At 37.1% G+C, this 19252-nt stretch carries 18 protein-coding genes and 1 tRNA gene; 7 read left to right on the plus strand and 12 right to left on the minus strand.

The window, feature by feature from the left end:
- The first annotated feature begins 80 nt into the window (after nt 1–80).
- Nucleotides 81–470 carry a hypothetical protein gene (locus tag A3854_RS01240; RefSeq protein WP_084040977.1) on the plus strand — a complete coding sequence of 130 codons (390 nt, stop codon included), beginning with the start codon at nt 81–83 and terminating at the stop codon, nt 468–470.
- A 3-nt stretch (nt 471–473) separates the two neighbouring features.
- On the opposite strand, the gene A3854_RS01245 is transcribed toward A3854_RS01240, so the two are convergent.
- Genes A3854_RS01245 through A3854_RS01260 form a run of 4 tightly spaced genes read right to left on the minus strand, consistent with a single transcriptional unit; the run spans nt 474 to nt 3950 of the window.
- Entirely contained in the window at nt 474–1013 is a 540-nt protein-coding gene (locus A3854_RS01245; protein ID WP_084040978.1) for an oxidoreductase, read from the minus strand.
- A 3-nt stretch (nt 1014–1016) separates the two neighbouring features.
- Nucleotides 1017–3194 (minus strand): heavy metal translocating P-type ATPase, encoded by a 2178-nt coding sequence (locus tag A3854_RS01250; RefSeq protein ID WP_084040979.1) that lies wholly within the window; start codon nt 3192–3194, stop codon nt 1017–1019.
- Nucleotide 3195: 1 nt separating this feature from the next.
- Complete coding sequence (locus tag A3854_RS01255) at nt 3196–3399, minus strand: heavy-metal-associated domain-containing protein (RefSeq protein WP_084040980.1); 204 nt, start codon at nt 3397–3399, stop codon at nt 3196–3198.
- Entirely contained in the window at nt 3396–3950 is a 555-nt protein-coding gene (locus tag A3854_RS01260; RefSeq protein WP_084040981.1) for a GNAT family N-acetyltransferase, read from the minus strand. Before A3854_RS01260 ends, A3854_RS01255 begins: the two co-directional genes overlap by 4 nt.
- Before the next feature lie 150 nt (nt 3951–4100).
- On the opposite strand from A3854_RS01260, the gene A3854_RS01265 reads away from it, so the two are divergent.
- Genes A3854_RS01265 through A3854_RS01275 form a run of 3 tightly spaced genes read left to right on the plus strand, consistent with a single transcriptional unit; the run spans nt 4101 to nt 6681 of the window.
- The gene (locus A3854_RS01265; protein WP_021090734.1) at nt 4101–4808 is read left to right on the plus strand and encodes a YebC/PmpR family DNA-binding transcriptional regulator; all 708 of its coding nucleotides are present in this window, start codon (nt 4101–4103) and stop codon (nt 4806–4808) included.
- An 11-nt stretch (nt 4809–4819) separates the two neighbouring features.
- A complete protein-coding gene (locus A3854_RS01270) occupies nt 4820–5314 on the plus strand; it encodes a peptidylprolyl isomerase (RefSeq protein ID WP_084040982.1) in 495 nt (164 codons plus the stop codon).
- A gap of 11 nt (nt 5315–5325) precedes the next feature.
- Nucleotides 5326–6681 (plus strand): cation:dicarboxylate symporter family transporter, encoded by a 1356-nt coding sequence (locus tag A3854_RS01275; protein WP_084040983.1) that lies wholly within the window; start codon nt 5326–5328, stop codon nt 6679–6681.
- Nucleotides 6682–7054: 373 nt separating this feature from the next.
- On the opposite strand, the gene pckA is transcribed toward A3854_RS01275, so the two are convergent.
- The 7 genes from pckA to A3854_RS01310 all read right to left on the minus strand — a co-directional run bounded on the left by pckA (nt 7055) and on the right by A3854_RS01310 (nt 16582).
- A complete protein-coding gene (gene pckA, locus A3854_RS01280; RefSeq protein WP_180378628.1) occupies nt 7055–8629 on the minus strand; it encodes a phosphoenolpyruvate carboxykinase (ATP) in 1575 nt (524 codons plus the stop codon).
- A gap of 106 nt (nt 8630–8735) precedes the next feature.
- Nucleotides 8736–10538, minus strand: a complete 1803-nt coding sequence (locus A3854_RS01285; protein ID WP_084040985.1) for a biotin/lipoyl-containing protein — start codon at nt 10536–10538, stop codon at nt 8736–8738.
- A 122-nt stretch (nt 10539–10660) separates the two neighbouring features.
- Nucleotides 10661–12049, minus strand: a complete 1389-nt coding sequence (locus tag A3854_RS01290) for a TRAP transporter large permease (RefSeq protein WP_054196248.1) — start codon at nt 12047–12049, stop codon at nt 10661–10663.
- Nucleotides 12049–12558 (minus strand): TRAP transporter small permease subunit, encoded by a 510-nt coding sequence (locus A3854_RS01295; RefSeq protein WP_021090735.1) that lies wholly within the window; start codon nt 12556–12558, stop codon nt 12049–12051. Before A3854_RS01295 ends, A3854_RS01290 begins: the two co-directional genes overlap by 1 nt.
- 9 nt (nt 12559–12567) lie before the next feature.
- Nucleotides 12568–13908 carry a sodium-dependent transporter gene (locus A3854_RS01300; protein WP_084040986.1) on the minus strand — a complete coding sequence of 447 codons (1341 nt, stop codon included), beginning with the start codon at nt 13906–13908 and terminating at the stop codon, nt 12568–12570.
- Nucleotides 13908–15239, minus strand: a complete 1332-nt coding sequence (locus A3854_RS01305) for a sodium-dependent transporter (RefSeq protein WP_072594705.1) — start codon at nt 15237–15239, stop codon at nt 13908–13910. Before A3854_RS01305 ends, A3854_RS01300 begins: the two co-directional genes overlap by 1 nt.
- Nucleotides 15236–16582: a sodium-dependent transporter gene (locus A3854_RS01310; RefSeq protein WP_081370916.1), complete on the minus strand. Its 1347-nt coding sequence runs from the start codon at nt 16580–16582 to the stop codon at nt 15236–15238. Before A3854_RS01310 ends, A3854_RS01305 begins: the two co-directional genes overlap by 4 nt.
- A 205-nt stretch (nt 16583–16787) precedes the next feature.
- On the opposite strand from A3854_RS01310, the gene A3854_RS01315 reads away from it, so the two are divergent.
- The 3 genes from A3854_RS01315 to A3854_RS01325 all read left to right on the plus strand — a co-directional run bounded on the left by A3854_RS01315 (nt 16788) and on the right by A3854_RS01325 (nt 18139).
- Complete coding sequence (locus A3854_RS01315; RefSeq protein ID WP_004317263.1) at nt 16788–17090, plus strand: F0F1 ATP synthase subunit C; 303 nt, start codon at nt 16788–16790, stop codon at nt 17088–17090.
- A 46-nt stretch (nt 17091–17136) separates the two neighbouring features.
- Nucleotides 17137–17221 (plus strand) — tRNA-Leu (locus A3854_RS01320).
- A 54-nt stretch (nt 17222–17275) separates the two neighbouring features.
- Nucleotides 17276–18139, plus strand: a complete 864-nt coding sequence (locus A3854_RS01325) for a VIT1/CCC1 transporter family protein (protein ID WP_084040987.1) — start codon at nt 17276–17278, stop codon at nt 18137–18139.
- Here A3854_RS01325 and ribD read toward each other — a convergent pair.
- Entirely contained in the window at nt 18136–19197 is a 1062-nt protein-coding gene (gene ribD / locus A3854_RS01330) for a bifunctional diaminohydroxyphosphoribosylaminopyrimidine deaminase/5-amino-6-(5-phosphoribosylamino)uracil reductase RibD (RefSeq protein ID WP_084040988.1), read from the minus strand. The two genes, A3854_RS01325 and ribD, sit on opposite strands and share 4 nt — an antisense overlap.
- Nucleotides 19198–19252 lie beyond the last annotated feature (55 nt).

Raw genomic sequence — 19252 nt, forward strand, 5'->3', positions numbered from 1 at the left:
AAATATAACTTTTTAAAAACTATTTTAATTTTCTATTGAAATAGTTTAAAATAAAAATAATCTATAAGAGGAAAGATGATATGCAAATAGATGCGAATATGAACTCAAACATTTTCTATCATGACGGCTATACATCTATCTCTTCAAATAGCTCAAAAACAAGCATGTTAGTATCTTCTGGCTATGACAAGAAAAATATTGTTAGAAGCAATGAAGTACATGTAGAACAAAGAGAAGATGCTAAAATTTCCCCTATAATTATTAATAAGGCGAGTGCCACACAGTTACAAAAAGACTTAGAAAAATTACAAGATCAAAAGCTAGATATTTCACATCAAATTTCAAGCATCCAAAGCCTAAAAGATCGTAATTCTATGCAAATGCTTCATTACTTAAATTTAGAGCAGTCAGCCATTCAAAATAACATTTTAAGCATTAAAACTCAAATGATAGAAATGGCACAGGCTTAAAAACTAAGCCTTACCAATAATAGTTTCTAAAACTAAGCAAAAATCTTCTAAAAAATATCCCATTGATTTATAAAAATTGCTAGTTGCGTCTTTTTGTATATCTTTTGAAAGCTGTTTAGCATAGGGCAAGAAAAATGAGACACTAAAAGCTGCAAGAAGCTTCATAGACTCCTTAGATGCTTCACTTTTTAAAATATTTGCTATTAAAATTAGCTGATTTGAGATACTATCAACCTCGCCCATTTTTGGCTGAAAATTTATAGCCTTATAAAATTGAACTAGATCATCTTTTGCAGAAGAAAAATAGTAGCTTGCCTCAAATTTTGACTTTAAAATGACAAAATCGTCATATAAAGCAGCACTACTTTCATCTTTGATAAATTTGGCATAAAGCTCGTTACCTTTTTTATTTGCTTCGCTATTAGTCTGCGTTATCCACGCATTTGTCTTTTTGATACGCATAAAAGATGAAACGTCTAAAATGCCACTAAAATTTGCAGCAAGCGCAGCCGCTACAACACTATAAAGTTCTCCAAGTTTCAAATTTTAATCCTTAAGTCGTAGATATCTAAGTCTAAGTGCATTTAAAACGACAGTAACAGAGCTAAGACACATTGCCATTGAGCCATAAACCGGGCTTAAAAGTAGCCCAAAGACCGGGTAAAGCACGCCAGCAGCCACTGGAATACAAATCGCGTTATACATAAATGCCCAAAATAAATTTTCTTTTATGTTTGCCATAGTAGCATTTGCCAGTCTAACTAGCCCGGTCACGCCACGCAAATCATTTTTAACAAGCACGATATCTCCAGCACCTTTTGCTATATCTGAGCCTGAGTTCATAGCGATGCCAACACTTGCTTCTTTAAGTGATGGTGAATCATTTACGCCATCTCCAACAAAGATAACGCCACCGTGGCTTGCAAGCTCTTTTATCTCATTAAATTTATCTTCAGGCAACATATTTGCGTGATATTTGCTTACATTTAGCTTCTTGGCGATACTTACAACCACCTTCTCATCATCGCCTGAAAGGATCACACTTTGTAAATTTAGACTTGTAAGCTCGTTTATAACATCGCTTGCCTCGTCTTTTAGCTCATCACTAAGCGTTAAAAAACCAACAAATTTTTTATTTATAGCACAAAGTATGACGCCACTTCCATCGTTTGTAGCATCTTTTACAGCGTTACTTTCGTCTAAATTTAAACTAACTTCATTTGCCAAAAGCAGCTTTTCGTTTCCGATTATTATCTGATTATTCTCATCTTCATAGACGATGCCTTGCCCGACGACATTTTGGAATTTGCCATTTAGTTTTTGTAAATCTATACATTTTTGCTTTGCATATCTAACGATAGCTTTTGAGATGAGATGCTCACTTAAATTTTCAGCAGAAGCGATAAGTACTAAATCTTGCTCGCTTAAATTTGAGCTTTTGACGCTAATTTGCCCTTTACTAAGTGTGCCAGTTTTGTCAAATGCTACAAATTTAGCATCTTTTATTAGCTCTAAAACTTCTGGATTTTTTACTAAAATTCCAGCTTTTGCACCACGTGCAAGCGAGCTTACTATTGCTATTGGTGTAGCAAGTCCAAGAGCACATGGGCATGAGATGATGAGAACGCAGATCGCACAAGAGATCGCATAGGCAAAATTTCCATCAAAAACGATCCAAGCTAAAAACGTAAGCACTGATATCGCTACAACGCTTGGCACAAAGATATTTGCTATCTTATCAGCAAGCCTGCCTATTGGCATTTTTTTTGTACTAGCGTCATTTAGTAAGCTTAAAATTTGAGACAACAAGCTTTCAAACGAGCTTTTTGCCATCTTGACGCTTATGTAGCCATTTGTATTTAATGTGCCTGCAAATACATTGTCGCCCACCTCTTTATAAACTGGCAGGCTCTCGCCCGTTAGCATCGAAGTATCGATTTCGGCTCCACCTTGCACTATCACACCGTCACATGGAACATTGTAGCCATTTTTTACAACGACGATATCACCTATTTTTAGCTCATTTACTGGTACTTCTTTGCTTCTCCCATCTGGCATAAGTAAAAATGCGGTTTTTGGAGAAATTTTAAGTAGTCTCTTTAGATAATCCCCTGCTTTTGCCTTTGAACGCTCTTCAAGATACTTGCCAAGAAGCACAAAAGCTATTATCATCGCTACGCCTGAAACATAGATATTTTTCAGATCATCTGGGATGAAATTTGAAAAGATCACAACAAAAAGCGAGTATAAAAACGCACTGCCGCTTCCAAGAGCTACAAGCACGTTCATATCGTAATTTTTGTTTTTTACAGCCTCTATGGCGTGTGCAAAAAAGCCTTTGCCGCTAAAAATAAGAACTAAAAATGCCAAAGCTAGCATAGCTAAATTTACTAGCATGCTGTGAGGCGCGAACATCTCAAGTGCCATTATTACGATACTTGCAATAAATGCAAATATAAATTTATTTCTAATATTTCTAATGTGAGCTTTTCTTTTTGCTTCAAACTCATCAATATCAGTTGCTACAAAGTAGCCAAGCTTCTTTATCTTTTGCTCTAAAATTTCACGCACACTAGCGTCTTTTAGGATAAACTCGCCGCTTGCGTTTGCAAAATTTACATTTGCTTCAAGTACTCCATCTATCTTTTTAGAAACCTTCTCGATAGCATTTGAGCAGTTTACGCAGCTCATTCCTGCTATATTTAGTTTGACTTTTAAAGACATATCAGAGCTCTTTTATTATGTCAAATCCCAAATCAGCCATTTCAGACTTAAATTTCTCAACATCGCCATCTTTTATATCAAGACTAACTTGTCTTGGCTCTTTGCTAAGATCAACTTCTATCTTGCCAAAGTCATCTTCAAGTGCGTTTTTTATAGTGTTTGCGCAGTTTTGGCAGTGGATATTGTTTGCTTCAAATGTTTTCATATTATCTCCTTTATCATATGGTCGTATTCATGTAAATTTACAATTTTCTTGACATTAAATTTAAAACCCAAACTCTCGTAAAATTTACGAACTTTTGGCTTATTTGTATCTACTATTAATGAAACCTTTTTATGCCCTAGCTCTTTTGCCTTGACAAATGAATGCCTTATGAGCTCTTTTGCAAGCCCTTGGCCTCTAAAGTTTTCATCAACAGCGATACTATCTATATAAAACTCATCGTCAAAACACTCTTTTTCTACCTTGGCATCTTTGCCAAGAGCCTTTAAATGTTGTGAAATTTCTCTATCAAGCTGCTCCGCGTCGCCACCAAAATATACACACATAGCAGCGATAATTTCCTCGTTATTTTTATAAACAAAGACATTTTTATAGCTTAGTCTATTTGTCTCACTTTTGAAAAAAATTTCTAAAATTTCATCACTTTTAATAGGATCATCGTAGCCACTTAGCTTGTAGGCGATATCCTCCATTGCTAGATTTAGTAGCTTTATGCAGCTTTTTGCATCTTGTTTTTGAGCATTTTTTATCATGGCATGATTATATGCCTTTAGCTTAAATTTTTACCAAATATTTTTTTAAATTTACAAAGTTAGGCGCTTTGGCTAGCAAACTAAAAATGTTTTAAAAAAGTATAAAATTTTTTTAGTTATAATCCGTAAAAAATTTATTTAAGGATATTTATGGGACGAGCATTTGAGTACCGAAGAGCGGCAAAAGAAGCTAGATGGGATAAGATGAGCAAGGTATTTCCAAAACTTGCAAAAGCTATAACAGTAGCCGCAAAAGATGGTGGTTGTGATCCAGATATGAACCCTAAACTTCGTGCAGCTATCGCAGCAGCAAAAGCTGAAAATATGCCAAAAGACAACATCGACGCAGCTATAAAAAGAGCAAATGGCAAAGATAGCGCCGATATCAAGACTATTTTTTATGACGGCAAAGCAGCTCACGGCGTGCAGATCATCGTTGAGTGTGCGACTGACAATCCAACTAGAACGGTTGCCAATGTTAAAGCGATATTTAGCAAAAACGGTGGAGAAATTTTGCCAAGTGGCAGCCTTAGCTTTATGTTTACAAGAAAGAGCGTTTTTGAGCTTGAAAAACCAAGTGCTGACATCGAAGAGATCGAGCTTGAGCTGATAGATTATGGTCTAAGCGATATCGAGGCCGACGATGAGACGCTATTTGTATACGGTGATTATGCAAATTTTGGCACACTTCATGAAGGTATCGAAAAGCTAAATTTAGTGGTTAAAAAAGCTTCACTTCAATACTTACCAAATCAAACTGTGAATCTAAGCGAAGAGCAAATGCTTGAGGTTGAAAGGCTTCTTGATAAGCTAGAAGACGATGATGACGTTCAAGCAGTTTATACAAATATTGAATAAAAAGGATATACATGCGTTTTGATGAATTAAAAGTTTATGATATAAATTTAGATGAGCTTAAAAAAGATAAATTTGCAGTTTTAGAGACAGACAAAGGCGAGATCAGACTTGAACTTTTTGCCGAGGAAGCTCCACAAGCTGTCGCAAATTTTATCTATTTGATAAAATCAGGCTTTTATAATGGTCTAAATTTTCACAGAGTTATACCAAATTTCGTAATCCAAGGTGGCTGCCCAAATGGCACGGGCACGGGCGGTCCTGGCTGGAGAATAAAATGCGAATGCGATAAACAAAACGTAAAACACGAGCGCGGTAGCCTTAGCATGGCTCATGCAGGACGCGATACTGGCGGATCGCAGTTTTTCATCTGTCATAGCAAGCAACCTCATCTTGATGGCGTGCATACAGTCTTTGGAAAATGCGTTGATGAAGAGAGCCTAAAGGTGCTTGACGCTATAAGACAAGGCGATAAGATCATCTCTGCTAAGATCAGAGAAAGCCTATAAAGGGGAAATTTATGAATAATACTAAAAAGCAAGGAAATCTTGCTGTAAGATTATTTACCAATCTTGCCTTTTGGGTTGTGATCGGTATTGTTGGTGGCGTTATCGTTGGCATGGTCGCACCTGACCTTGGTATAGCAAGCAAGCCAGGCATTGATTATTTTATAAAAGCACTTAAAATTTTAATCGGCCCTATTATCTTTTTAACGATCGTTTCAGGCATCGTTGGACTTGAGAGTCTAAAAGATCTTGGGTCTATTGGATTAAAGGCATTTATCTATTTTGAGATAGTTAGCACACTTGCGCTTGCTGTTGGTATCATCTTTGGCGAGACACTTCGTCCAGGACATGGCATGAATCTTGACTACACTCAGCTTGATGCCTCAAGCGTAGCTAAATTTACATCTCAGGCTGCAAATATGGACGCAAATAGCGGATTTGTAGCACATACACTTCATCTTTTAAGAGGTGCTGTGCCAGTAGATGACATTTTTCCTTACGTGCATATACTTGATCCATTTATAAAATCAAACACACTTCAAGTACTTTTCATGGCTATTATCGTTGCCATCGTGCTTTCGCTGCTAGCTCATGATAAAAAACAAGCTTGTCTAAAGCCACTTGAATTTATCCAGCACTATGTCTTGAAACTTCTTAGCTGGCTTATGCTCTTTAGCCCAGTGGCTGCATTTTCAGCTATGGCTTATCTAATCGGCAAATTTGGTATCGGAACGCTTCTTGGCATGATGGAGCTTTTGGTTGTTATGGCACTTGCAAGCTGCTTTTTTATCTTTGTCGTGCTTGGCGTTATTTGCTATTTTGCAAAAATCAATGTCTTTAAATTTATGCGTTTTATTTCAAAAGAGGTATTGGTAGTCTTTGCAACAAGCTCGAGCGAAACAGCTCTTGCGCCGCTTATGCAAAAGCTAGAATCAGCTGGTATAAATAGAGGCGCTGTTGGCCTTATCATCCCAACTGGCTACTCATTTAACCTTGACTGCACAAACATCTATCTGAGCTTAAGCGTTATTTTCCTAGCTCAAGCTTTCAACATCCCGCTAAGCTTTGAGCATCTAATAAGTATACTAATCGTACTAATGATCACAAGCAAAGGCGCTGTTGGCGTGACAGGATCAGGCTTTGTCGTCCTTGCTGGAACACTAAGCGCACTTCCGAGCACTGGCATACCAGTCGTCACCGTGGCTGTGCTACTTGGCGTCGATAAATTTATGTCAGAAATGCGTGCTGTTGGTAATCTCTGCGGTAATGCCGTTGGCTGCATGATAGTTTCTATCTGGGATAAAAAAGTCGATATGGATAAATTTAGATACGCACTAGATCATCCAGAGGAATTTCACTTTCACTCATAATATACATTTATAACTATAAGGGCAACTTTGCCCTTATTTTTCTCTTTTTATTCTAAATTTATCCGATCTATCTCCTCCTCTCAAACCTATAAAAATTTTTAGAAAACAACACAATAAATGATATTTGATAACTGGTTCAAGCGCAAAAAGAAAAACTAGGGACTAAGTGTAATAGGAAAATTTTGTTAGTAACTCATATATTTGGCAATATCTAATATTTTGTTACTTACTAGAATAAATTTACAAATGTAATAACTTGAGCTTATAATTTAGAAGAGAAATACTTTAAATTTAGTCATATAAAAAATATCAACTAAAAATTCTTGTAAGATATTAGGAACAGCCTTGCAAACTCTTTGCAAGGCTATATAAATTAAGCTTTTGGTCCAGCTTTAGCGTACTCAACGCCCTCTTTTACATCTTCATAACGCTTGAAATTTTCAACAAACATTTTAGCGAGTTTATCACGTGAAGCGTTATACTCAGCCGGATGCGTCCATGTATTTATAGGATTTAGCAGTTTTGTCTCGACACCATCAAGCTCTTTTGGTATAGCAAAGTTAAATTTATCAAAATTTTCAAATTCGCATTTTGTGATGCTACCATCAAGGATCGCATTTATGCAAGCACGAGTTGCTTTTATGCTCATACGTTTACCAACGCCGTAAGCACCGCCACTCCAGCCTGTATTTACAAGATAGACATTAACGCTGTGCTTATCAATCTTCTCGCCTAGTAGTTTTGCATAGACAGTTGGGTGAAGTGGCATAAATGGCTCGCCAAAGCAAGCACTAAAAGTAGCGACTGGCTCAGTTATACCGCGCTCTGTACCAGCAACTTTTGCTGTATAGCCACTTAGAAAATAATACATCGCCTGCTCTTTTGTGAGCTTCGCAACTGGAGGAAGCACACCAAAAGCGTCAGCACTTAAAAAGATGATATTTTTTGGATGGCCGGCACTTGAGCTTGGTTCGTAGTTGTCGATGTGATAGATCGGATAACTCACGCGTGTGTTTTCAGTCTTTGAGCCATCTTTATAATCAACCACGCCGTTTTCGTCAGCCACGACATTTTCAAGTAGCGCATCACGCCTGATCGCTGCGTAAATTTCTGGCTCGCTGCTTGGATCAAGGTTGATACATTTTGCGTAGCAACCACCCTCAAAGTTAAATACGCCATCATCATCCCAGCCGTGCTCGTCATCGCCTATTAGCTTGCGTTTTGGATCAGTTGAAAGTGTCGTTTTGCCAGTGCCAGATAGACCAAAAAATAGCGCTGTATCGCCTTTCTCGCCTACGTTTGCAGAGCAGTGCATACTTAGCTTGCCCTCAAGTGGCAACCAGTAGTTCATCATAGAAAAAATACCCTTTTTCATCTCGCCGCCGTACCATGTGCCGCCGATCACTGCAACATTTTCCTCAACGTTAAATATAACAAAGACATCTGAGTGTAGCCCATCAGCCTTGTAGTCCTCATTTTTTGTTTTACAAGCGTTATATACTACAAAATCAGGCTCAAATTTAGCTAGCTCTGCCTCGCTTGGGCGGATGAACATATTTTTTACAAAGTGCGCTTGCCACGCTACTTCGGTGACAAAACGGACTGATTTTTGGCTCTTTTTACTAGCTCCACAAAATGCGTCTTGGATGAAAATTTCCTTGCCGCTTAGCTGCTCTTTTGCTTTTTTAAGAAGCTTGTCAAAAAGCTCTTTTGTGATAGGCTGGTTGATCTTGCCCCAAGCGATGTATTTTTGGCTTGGATCTTGCTTTACAAAGTACTTGTCTTTTGGGCTTCTTCCAGTAAAAATTCCTGTATCAACCATGAAAGTGCCGTTATTTGAGACTCTACCCTCGTTATTTGCTTTTTCAAGCTCAAAAAGCTCATCATAGCTTAGATTGTGATTTATCTTTTTGATCTCTTTTAGACCTAGCTCGTCTAGTTTATTTATCATATTGTTTCCTTTTAAATTTTTCATTTTTTATAAATTTTGACCTAAAAGTCATCAAAATGTTAATCAAATTTCGCTTAACACTATCTTTTTAAAAGTGGCAAATTTATTTAAATTTAGCCACTACTTGATTGTTCGCGACACTTTGACCTTTGCTAACCTCTATAGAGCCTATCACACCATCTTTTGGAGCCTTGACCTCTATCTCCATCTTCATCGCTTCAAGTACAACTACAGCTTGCCCTTTTTTGACTTGATCGCCAGGGCTTACTAAAATTTTATGTACAGCACCCGGTAAGCTAGCAACGATATCATTTTCTGTTGCACCTGCTACTGCACTTTTGGCATTTTTTACGCTCTTGCCTTCAACCTCGGTGATTGATTTTACTTGGATGCTATCGTTAAAGCCTTCGCTTACTTCGACATTGTAGCGGCTACCATTTACAACGACACTATATCTGCCACTTTGAGTTTGTCTGCATTCATTTGCCTTAGCGTTTGGATCGATCTTTCTTACATTTACTTTGGCTTCGCCTTTCAAGAATGCGATGCCTTTTTCTTTACAAGCTGCTGCTATAAAGACGTTTTCTTCGGTAATTTTTATATTGTTTTGCCTTAGAATTTCTTCTACGTGGGCAAGTGACTTGCTCTCATCTTTATCAGCTATATCAACTGCGTGTTTTGTAGTTGGTTTTAATCCTAGCTGCTCACTTGCAAGCTTGATGATCTCTTTATCAGGCGTAACCGGGGTCTTGCCAAAGTAGCCAAGCACCATTTTGCCATATCCCTCAGCAATCTTTTTCCACTTGCCAAACATTACATTATTAAACGCTTGCTGGAAGTAAAACTGACTAACCGGGGTCACTGAAGTACCGTATCCACCCTTTTGCACTACTTCACGCATCGCAAGGATGACCTCTGGAAATTTATCTAAGATGTTGTTATCTCTCATCATCTGGGTATTTGCAGTGAGTGCTCCACCAGGCATCGGTGAAAATGGTATGAGTGGGCTTACTTGCACAGCTTCAGGCGGCAAGAAATACTCTTTTAAGCAATCATTCAAAACGCTTTCATATTTTAAAATTTTCTCCACGTCAAGTCCGCCAAGATCATAGTTTTTGCCTTTTACTGCGTGAAGCATAGTTAAGATATCTGGCTGGCTTGTACCGCCACTTACTGGGCTTGCGGCTAGATCTATGCCATCAACGCCAGCTTCAAGCGCTGCAAGATAGCAAGCCACACTTACGCCTGCGGTTTCATGAGTGTGAAGTCTGATGTGAGTTTTTTCTGGCAATAATTTTCTAGCCATTTTTATGGTTTCATAGACCTTTTGTGGGCTACTTGTGCCACTTGCATCTTTAAAGCAAACGCTGTGATAAGGGATATTTGCGTCTAAAATTTCTCTTAAAATTTTCTCATAAAATTTAACATCATGTGCTCCCACACAGCCACTAGGCAGATCCATCATTGTAACAACAACTTCATGTTTTAGTCCGTGATGAGCGATCCTCTCGCCTGAATATTTTAAATTTTCAACGTCATTTAGTGCGTCAAAATTTCTAATGGTGGTGGTTCCGTGTTTTTTGAAAAGCTTTGCGTGAAGGTCGATTAGCTCGCGGCTACCAGTATCAAGTGTAACGGTATTTACGCCCCTGCTTAGGGTTTGAAGATTAGCTTTTGGTCCTACGATGCTTCTAAATTTATCCATCATCGCAAAAGCATCTTCATTTAGGTAAAAATAAAGGCTTTGAAATCTCGCTCCGCCACCAAATTCAAAATGCTCTATGCCAGCCTCTTTGGCCGCTTCAAGCGCAGGCAAAAAATCGTTCATAAGCACTCTAGCGCCATAAACTGACTGAAAGCCATCCCTAAAGGTCGTATCCATAACATCGATAAATTTCTTCGCCATCACCCACCTCATTAATTTTATAAATTTATTTAAAGAATTCATAGAAAATGGCTAAATTGATTAGAAACTCAAATTAGCCATTTTGCTTGTTTTTTGGTATTTTACAACCAAAAACTTTTATATCATTTAAAAAGTGAGAGTAAGAAGTTTAATAATCCGCCGTGGCTCGCATCAAGCATTGGCTTTAATTCCATTAGAAAGACGCAGAAAAATACAAGTACAGCAAGCTGAATAAAAATATAAGGCACAACACCTTTATAAATAGCAGTCGTTTTTATCTCAGCTGGTGCGACTGATCTTAGGAAAAATAAGCTAAATCCAAATGGCGGCGTCAAAAATGAAGTTTGCAAATTCATCGCAACTAAGATTGCTAGATAGATAGGGTTTATGCCAAGCTTTGCGGCTATTGGTACCAAGATAGGAAGCACAATGTATGAAATCTCAACAAAGTCGATAAAAAAGCCAAGCACAAAGATGACAACCATACTAAAAATGATAAAGCCCCACTTCTCGCCTGGCAAATTTGTCATAAATTTTTCAACAATCTCATCGCCACCAGTGTAACTAAATACCATAGAAAAGGCTGTCGCACCAACAAGTATAGCAAAGACAAGTGCTGTGGTTTTTACGCTTTCTGCCAATGCCTCTTTTATCATAGAAAATGAAAATGTCCTATAAAAAATAGCTAAAATAATGGCTCCAACGCAGCCAAAAGCTGAACTTTCAGTTGGTGTAGCGATACCTGCAAATATAGAACCCAATACACAAATAACAAGTAAAAGCGGTGGAAAGATAGCAATTAGTGCTCTCATGATCTGCTTAAATTTACTAACACCGCTCTCATCTTTTACTACCGGTGCAGTATCTGGTTTCAAATAAGCAACAATCAAAATATAAATGATATAAACTGCTACAAGTGTAAGTCCTGGGATGATGGCTTGATGAAAAAGCTCACCAACTGGCACTGAAAATATATCACCCAAGATAATCAGCACGATAGAAGGTGGAATGATCTGTCCAAGCGTACCAGCGGCACATATAGTGCCACAACCTAGCGCTTGGTCGTATTTATACTTTAACATAACGGGCAAGCTTATAACGCCCATTGCAACGACACTTGCACCAACAACACCAGTTGAAGCTGCAAGAAGTGCTCCAACCAAGATGGTGCTAATAGCAATACCTCCGCGAATTTCTCCAAAAAGCATACCCATGCTCTCAAGTAGCCTCTCAGCTAGTTTTGACTTTTGAAGCACAACGCCCATAAAGACAAAAAGTGGAACTGCTATGAAAATTCTACTCTCCATGATAGAGAAAATTCTATAAGGCATGAAGTTAAACATATCTTTAAAAACTTCGATACTTCCAAGTAGTCCATCTCCATCTCCAATGCTCTCAACAATACTGCCAATCATGCCAAATATCATCGAAACCGCACCAAAGGTAAAGGCTACTGGAAAGCCAATACCTAGCATCAAAAGTGCAGCTATAAACATTATCAAACCAGCCATTATTCCCCCTTTTTGGCTTTTTTGTAAAGATTAAAATTTCTTATAAAAAAGCCAATCGCAAAAAATACAAGTAGATAAAAAGAAAAAGGAATAAGTGCTTTTATGATCCATCTGTGAGTAAGACCGCCTGGATCTGCACTAGCTTCAGCTGAAGTATAAGCATCACTCACAAATTCAAATGATAAATTTGAAACTAAAAGTGCAAATGGGATTACAAAAATAACAGTTCCTATCATATTTACAAGAGCTTTATTTTTTGGTGAAAATTTAGCATAAAAGATATCAACTCTAACATGTGCATCTTCTTTTAATGCATAGCTCATGCCAAGCAAAAATATTACAGCAAAAAAATGCCACTCAAGCTCCTGAAATGCAACGTTTCCATAAGAGAAAAAATATCTTGCCACAACGTTAAAAAAGACGTCTATTATCATCAAAGCCATAATAAACATGCAAATATAGCCGACTATATCACCGACCTTATCAAAAAATTTCTCAACTTTTTGCATAACCAACCCTTAAAAAAACAATTTATTTATCATAATGATAAAGACGCAAACTGGCGCCACATATCTTAATAAAAAATACCACGCACTAAATACAAAGTCGCTCATATATGGACTAAATAACACATAAAGTGCCTCTCTTTTCATAAAATATCCAACAAATATCGCTCCACCAATACCACTAATTGGAAGCAGAACATTTGAAGCGGTAAAGTCAAGAAAATCAAAGAAATTTTTACCAAAGAGCATAAATTTGTCGCCAACATTTTCTATATTTGATAAAAGACATAAAAATCCTAAAACAAAAACACCGGCTCCAACTATGCTAAGAGCTTTTATCCTGCTAATGCCATACTCTCTGATCAAGAAAAATACAAACGGCTCTACGATAGAGATGGCTGAAGTAATGCCAGCAAAGATAAGCGCAGCAAAAAATGCCACAGCCAAAATTTGACCTATCACACCAAGCTTAGCAAAGAGCGTTGGAAGCGAGATAAAGACAAGTCCTGGTCCTTGAGACGGCTCGGCACCAAATTCAAATATAAAAGTAAAGATAACAAGACCCATCATGATGGCTAGGACGATGTTTATAAAAACGATACTTAGCGTAGAAGTGGCTAAATTTGTATCATCGCTTAGGCTAGCTGAATATGTAATGATCGCTGCCATACCAAGAGATAGTGTCCAAAAAGCAAGCCCAAGAGCAAGCAAGAGCGAGTTAAATGAAATTTTGTTAAAGTCGGGAATAAGCAAAAACTCAGCCGATTTTGTAAAGCCATTCATTGTCATAGAAAAGATAAGCATGATTAAAACCATGATAAATAGGCTTGGCATCATCCAAACATTTAGCTTTTCAATACCACTTTTCACACCCTTTGAAAGGATAAAAAAGCAAGCTACAAATGCTATAACAAAATAAAGTGTCTGCTCGCCAAGACCATGCGTAAGAAGCTCGTTAAATATTACTTTTGAACTTTCTATATCGTTTGGAAGACCAGTAAAAGATAGTGTGAAATACTTAAAGACCCAGCCGATGATCACAATATAATAAGATGAGATTATAGCTGCGGTTACCATAGCTAAAATTCCAACTAGTTGCCATAAATTTTTATTTTTATTCGCCAACTTTCTAAAGGCATTTACACTATCGCTCTCACTAAGTTTGCCGATACTTAGCTCTGCCATAAAGATAGGTATGCCAACTAAAAACGTTATCAAAAGATATAAAATAACAAATGCCGATCCACCATTTTCACCAACCATATATGGAAATTTCCATGCATTGCCAAGTCCAACAGCTGACCCTGCAACTGCTAAAACATAACCTATTTTAGAAAACTGTTCTTTTGCCATTATGCAATCTCCCTTACTAGCACCACAAAAACTAAAACTGGTGCCACAAACCTTATTAAAAAATACCAAATTTTAAAAACAATCTCACCCATATAAGGCAAGAATAGCTCTTTTAAAAGCTCAAATTTCATAAAGTATCCAACAAAAATGGCAAATATAATGCCACCAAGTGGGAGCATAATGTTTGAGCTAAGATAATCAAGCAAATCAAAAAAACTCTTACCAAAAAATGTAAGTGCTTCTTTAAAATTGCCAATACCGCTTAATGCACATAAAATCCCTAAAACATAAACTACGGCACCGACAATGATAATTGATCTATTTCTACTAAATCCCAAACTTTTATTTAAGAAAAATATAAATGGCTCGACTAGCGAAATAACCGATGTTATACCAGCAAAAAATAAAGATGTAAAAAATGCAAAAGCTAAGAAATTCCCAAGCAAACCAAGCTTTGCAAAAAGCGTTGGAAGCGAGATAAATGCTAACCCTGCACCCTTTGATGGCTCTGAGCCAAATTCATAGGTGAATGTAAAAACTATAAGTCCTATAATTACGCTAATAATTATATTTGCAAAGACTACATAAAGTGATGAAGTGAATAAATTTGTATCATTGCCTAGGCTTGATGAGTAAGTTAAAATGCAGCCAATGCCAATACACATCGTAAAAAAAGCTAACCCAAGAGCATTTAAGATAGCGCTTTGATCTATCTTTGAAAAATCAGGTACAAGTAAAAATTTAGCCGCCTCATCAAATCCATTCATGCCAAAAGAGTAGCCAAGCATAAGCAAAAGCAAAATAAAAAGTGCTGGAATAAGATATACATTTATACGTTCTATTCCACTTTTTATACCTTTTGTAAGTATAAAAAAGTAGGCAAAAAAAGCGATGCTAAAATATAAAATTTGCTCCTCTATGCCCTTTGAAGTAAAATTTACAAAAAGCGCTTCTGAGCTTGCCATATCTTTTGGAAGCTCACCAAGACTTAAGATAACGTATTTTAAAACCCAACCAATGATGAGTGTGTAAAAAGATGCGATGAATAACCCTGTCACCATCACAACACCAGCAAATTTCCAAGAATTTGCCCCCTTTGTAGCTAGACTCTTAAATGCTCCAACCGTATCAAGGCATGAAATTTTGCCCATTGCCATCTCAGCAAAAAATATACTAAGTCCAACAACAAAAGCAAAAAATAAATATATAAGAATAAATGCTGAACCGCCATTACTACCGACCATATATGGAAATTTCCATGCATTACCAAGGCCAATAGCCGCTCCAATGATAGAAAGAACAAAACCAACTTTACTAAATCTATCCATCATTTACCTGCTATTTGATAGATCATGATGGCACAAATTGCAATTGGCACGATATATCTTAGAGTGAAGTACCAAATTTCAAAGAATACTTTTCCCATAAATTCGCCAAAGAGTAGATATAGGCTCTCTTTTTTAAGTTTATAGCCAACAAAAAAACTAAAAATTATGGCACCTATTGGCATCATGATATTTGAAGTAAGAAAATCAAGTGCATCAAAGACTGGCTTGCCAAAAATACTAAAAATATTAGCCGTCTGCGCATAATATGAAAAAATACAAAAAAGGCCTAAAATATAGACAAAAATTCCAATATAAACAAGAGCTATTTTGCGTGAAATTTCAAATTTTCTAACCAAATAATAAGCAAATGGTTCAATCATCGAAACAGCACTTGTAACACCAGCAAATAAAAGTGAAACAAAAAATGCGATGGCCATGACATTGCCAACTATCCCAAGCTTTGCAAAAAGTGTAACAAGTGAGATAAAAATAAGCCCTGGGCCACTTGCCGTGCTATCAGCTCCATAAGCAAATATAAACGTAAAGACCACAAGTCCCATCATAATGCCTATTAATATGTTTATAAAGATGATAGAAAGCGTTGATTTTATAAGATTTGTCTGCTCTGGTAAATTTGCAGCGTATGTCGGTATGACGCCAACACCCATAGATAGCGAGAAGAACGCGAGTCCAAGAGCTTGTAAAACAACATCTGGCGTGATAGCGCTAAAATTTGGTACAAATAAAAATTTAGCCGCCTTAACAAAGCCATCACCCATACTAATTGCATAAAAAAGTATACAAACAAGAAGTATAAAAAGGCCCGGCATCATCCAGATATTTAGCTTTTCAATGCCACTTTTCACACCTTTTGAAACAGCAAAAAATACCATTAAAAAGACTAGACTAAAGCAAAGCATGGCACTGGTTAGATCATTTGCCAAAAGTGTATTAAACTGCTGGGCTGCCTCTTCTTGATTGCTTAAAAGTGGCGAAAAGCCAAGATAAATATACTTTAATATCCAGCCAATGACAACCATATAAAACGAAGCAATAAGTATCGCTCCTATCATAAAAAAGCCTGAAAAAGACCATATTTTTTTGTGTTTTGGAGCAAGTTTATAAATGGAGCTTACAACGTCACTCTCACCAAGCTTACCAATGCTAAGCTCTGCTAAAAACGCCACAAAAGCGATAGCAAACGTGAGAAGTAAATATAAAATTATAAACGCTGAACCGCCATTGTTTCCTACCATTGTTGGAAATTTCCATGCATTACCAAGTCCAACAGCCGATCCTGCCATAGCAAGAACGAAGCCTATTTTTGAAAATTTTTCATTTATCATTGATTACCTGAGATTAAGAATAAATTAATTTTTTCAAAGATAACATAAAAAAACTTTTATTTTTCTAAGCCAAGAATTTTTTATGGGCGATTTAAATTTTTAGTGTTTTTATTTGAAACAAAGTTTTGTTTTTGTAATATTACGGCTCATAAAGTTTAAGTAGGGGACAGATCCGAAAGAGCTTTAAAATTTTAAAGGAGCAACGATGAAAAAGATCGTGTTTTTAATTCTTGGTCTTGCTGCATTCGCATTTGGCGCTGATGGCGAGATGATTAGATCATATTCAGTTATCGCTGGTGGTATTGGCCTTGGCCTTGCAGCTCTTGGTGGCGCTATTGGTATGGGCAATACAGCTGCTGCAACAATTAGTGGAACAGCTAGAAACCCAGGTGTTGGCAGCAAACTTATGACTACAATGTTTATCGCTCTTGCGATGATCGAAGCACAAGTTATCTACGCACTTGTTATTACACTTATCGTTCTTTACGCAAACCCAATGCTTGGCTAAGCGTAAAGCTTAAATTTAGCCCCTCTTTGGGGCTTTTACTCTTTTTGCGATCATGGTGGAATTGGTAGACACGCTATCTTGAGGGGGTAGTGCCGCTAGGTGTGCGAGTTCGAGTCTCGCTGATCGCACCATCTAATCTTGCACTTCAAAATCCAAAATCTTACAAAATTTAAAAAGGGGAATTTATGCTAGATAAAAAGCGTGCTTTAAAACAGCTACAAAATGAAGCAGATGATACCGCTATCTATACGTTACTCGAAGCTAGTGAAAAAAATGAAGAAAATAAAAAAATACTTCGTAAATTAATCACTGAGGAAAAACGACATTATGCTTTTTGCCAAAAAATAACAGGTGAGAGCAGAACTGCAAATTTATTCAAAGTCATCTTCTATACGATACTTGTTAAAATTTTTGGTACATCTTTTACTTTAAAATTTATGGAGTCACGTGAAGAAGATGCAGAGCAATTTTATCTTGGTATCGTTGATGAGTATCCTGAAGCTAAAGATATTTATGATGAAGAAGTAAATCATGAAAATAATTTAATCTCTATGCTAAAAGATACAAAACTAGTCAATGCCGGTGGCATTGTTCTTGGCATGAATGACGCATTAGTTGAGCTAACTGGCACGCTAAGTGGTATCGCACTTGCTTTTTCAAATACAAAATCAGTTGGTGCGACAGGCCTTATCATGGGTATTGCAGCTGCTCTTTCTATGGCAGGATCAGCCTATCTTGAGTCAAAAGAAAATCCAAGCGACGAGATCAAACCGCTTACCTATTCGCTCTACACAGGTGGTTCGTACATCATAACAACGGCGTTTTTGATACTTCCATTTTTCATCTTTTCAAGTGGTCTTTACGCTGTCTTGTCGATGTTTTTCTTTGCCTTTGTTGCCATTATCACTTACAACTTTTACATAAGCGTGGCAAAAGAGCTTAAATTTTTACCAAGAGTGATTGAGATGTGTGTGATAACTTTTGGTGTTGCGATCATTTCATTTGGTATTGGCTTTTTAGTTAAGCACTATTTTGGCTTAGATATTTAATCCAAAATTTCATACCAAGTGTAGCTGTCGTCTCCAAAATTCCCACTAAATAGTGGCTTTAAATTTAGATCAAGGCTCAGGTTTTTACCATCCTTAAAATTTGAGCTTTGATAGATAAGTAGCCATTTTACATTTGCTAGTTTGCAACCTTTTGCAAGTTTTAAAAACTCACCGGCACCTTCGAACATGCTAAGTCCTTTTAAGCTAAGCTCTTTTTGAATGCTGACTTTACGACCTGGAACGCTAAAAAGTGGTATCGTCTTATCAAATTTATCACTTCTTGAGTAGATTATAACGTCTGGACTTTTACCACTGCCCACTAACCTGCTGTCAAGCTTTGGCCGGTCTGTTCGCACTGTATTGCCACCGATCACTATCGTATCTATGACGCTTCTAAGTTTATGGACGTGCGTACGGCTAAGCTCATTTGTGATAATGCCGCCACTTGCCACGCCGTTTTTACTAAGGGCGATTTTTAAAAAACTAAATCCACCATTTTGATAGGCCAAAAATGGTTCAAGCAGCTTATCGCAGCACTCTTTTAAAACGCCAAATTTAACTTTTATACCAGCGCTTTTAAGCAAATTACCACCGCCACTTGCGATTTTATTTTCATCGTGGCTTCCTATTATCACCTCGCTAAAGCCAAGTTCTTTTAGTAAATTTGCACAAGGTGGCGTTTTGCCATGATGCGAGCAAGGCTCAAGAGTGACGTAAGCCTTTGCATTTTTTAGTAAATTTGAGTGATTTTTTAGTATAAATTCATAGGTAAATTTTGGCTCCAAAAGGCCAAATTCGCCCTCTTTTATATTAGAGCTAAATTTATCGTTATACGCTTTTATAAAATCATCTTTAAATTTTTCACTTTTTTTGCAAAGTGCAAAGAGTATCGCTGTCGGTTCAGCGTGTAAATATCCAGCCTTTTCATGAGCCTTACAAGACAAAATTTGCCCATTTTCATCAAGAATAAGACATCCAACGGCTGGATTTGGATAGGTCAGGATTTGAAATTTCCAAGCCTCGCTTAAAGCAAGATCCATGTAAAATTCGTCGTTCATCTTAGCAGACTATTTTTATTTTCCTATATCTTTTATCTCATCAACAAGAGTTTTT

This window comes from Campylobacter concisus (genome assembly GCF_002092845.1).
In the GTDB taxonomy this organism is placed as follows: domain Bacteria; phylum Campylobacterota; class Campylobacteria; order Campylobacterales; family Campylobacteraceae; genus Campylobacter_A; species Campylobacter_A concisus_AQ.

Bases quoted from the DNA above. Each gene is read 5' to 3' on its own strand.
- A3854_RS01315 (WP_004317263.1), top strand. From the start codon at position 16,788: ATGAAAAAGATCGTGTTTTTAATTCTTGGTCTTGCTGCATTCGCATTT.
- A3854_RS01240 (WP_084040977.1), top strand. From the start codon at position 81: ATGCAAATAGATGCGAATATGAACTCAAACATTTTCTATCATGACGGC.
- A3854_RS01275 (WP_084040983.1), top strand. From the start codon at position 5,326: ATGAATAATACTAAAAAGCAAGGAAATCTTGCTGTAAGATTATTTACC.
- A3854_RS01250 (WP_084040979.1), bottom strand. From the start codon at position 3,194: ATGTCTTTAAAAGTCAAACTAAATATAGCAGGAATGAGCTGCGTAAAC.
- A3854_RS01265 (WP_021090734.1), top strand. From the start codon at position 4,101: ATGGGACGAGCATTTGAGTACCGAAGAGCGGCAAAAGAAGCTAGATGG.
- A3854_RS01255 (WP_084040980.1), bottom strand. From the start codon at position 3,399: ATGAAAACATTTGAAGCAAACAATATCCACTGCCAAAACTGCGCAAAC.
- A3854_RS01325 (WP_084040987.1), top strand. From the start codon at position 17,276: ATGCTAGATAAAAAGCGTGCTTTAAAACAGCTACAAAATGAAGCAGAT.
- A3854_RS01310 (WP_081370916.1), bottom strand. From the start codon at position 16,582: ATGATAAATGAAAAATTTTCAAAAATAGGCTTCGTTCTTGCTATGGCA.
- A3854_RS01260 (WP_084040981.1), bottom strand. From the start codon at position 3,950: ATGATAAAAAATGCTCAAAAACAAGATGCAAAAAGCTGCATAAAGCTA.
- A3854_RS01305 (WP_072594705.1), bottom strand. From the start codon at position 15,239: ATGATGGATAGATTTAGTAAAGTTGGTTTTGTTCTTTCTATCATTGGA.
- ribD (WP_084040988.1), bottom strand. From the start codon at position 19,197: ATGAACGACGAATTTTACATGGATCTTGCTTTAAGCGAGGCTTGGAAA.
- A3854_RS01270 (WP_084040982.1), top strand. From the start codon at position 4,820: ATGCGTTTTGATGAATTAAAAGTTTATGATATAAATTTAGATGAGCTT.
- A3854_RS01290 (WP_054196248.1), bottom strand. From the start codon at position 12,049: ATGGCTGGTTTGATAATGTTTATAGCTGCACTTTTGATGCTAGGTATT.
- A3854_RS01300 (WP_084040986.1), bottom strand. From the start codon at position 13,908: ATGGCAAAAGAACAGTTTTCTAAAATAGGTTATGTTTTAGCAGTTGCA.
- A3854_RS01295 (WP_021090735.1), bottom strand. From the start codon at position 12,558: ATGCAAAAAGTTGAGAAATTTTTTGATAAGGTCGGTGATATAGTCGGC.
- A3854_RS01285 (WP_084040985.1), bottom strand. From the start codon at position 10,538: ATGGCGAAGAAATTTATCGATGTTATGGATACGACCTTTAGGGATGGC.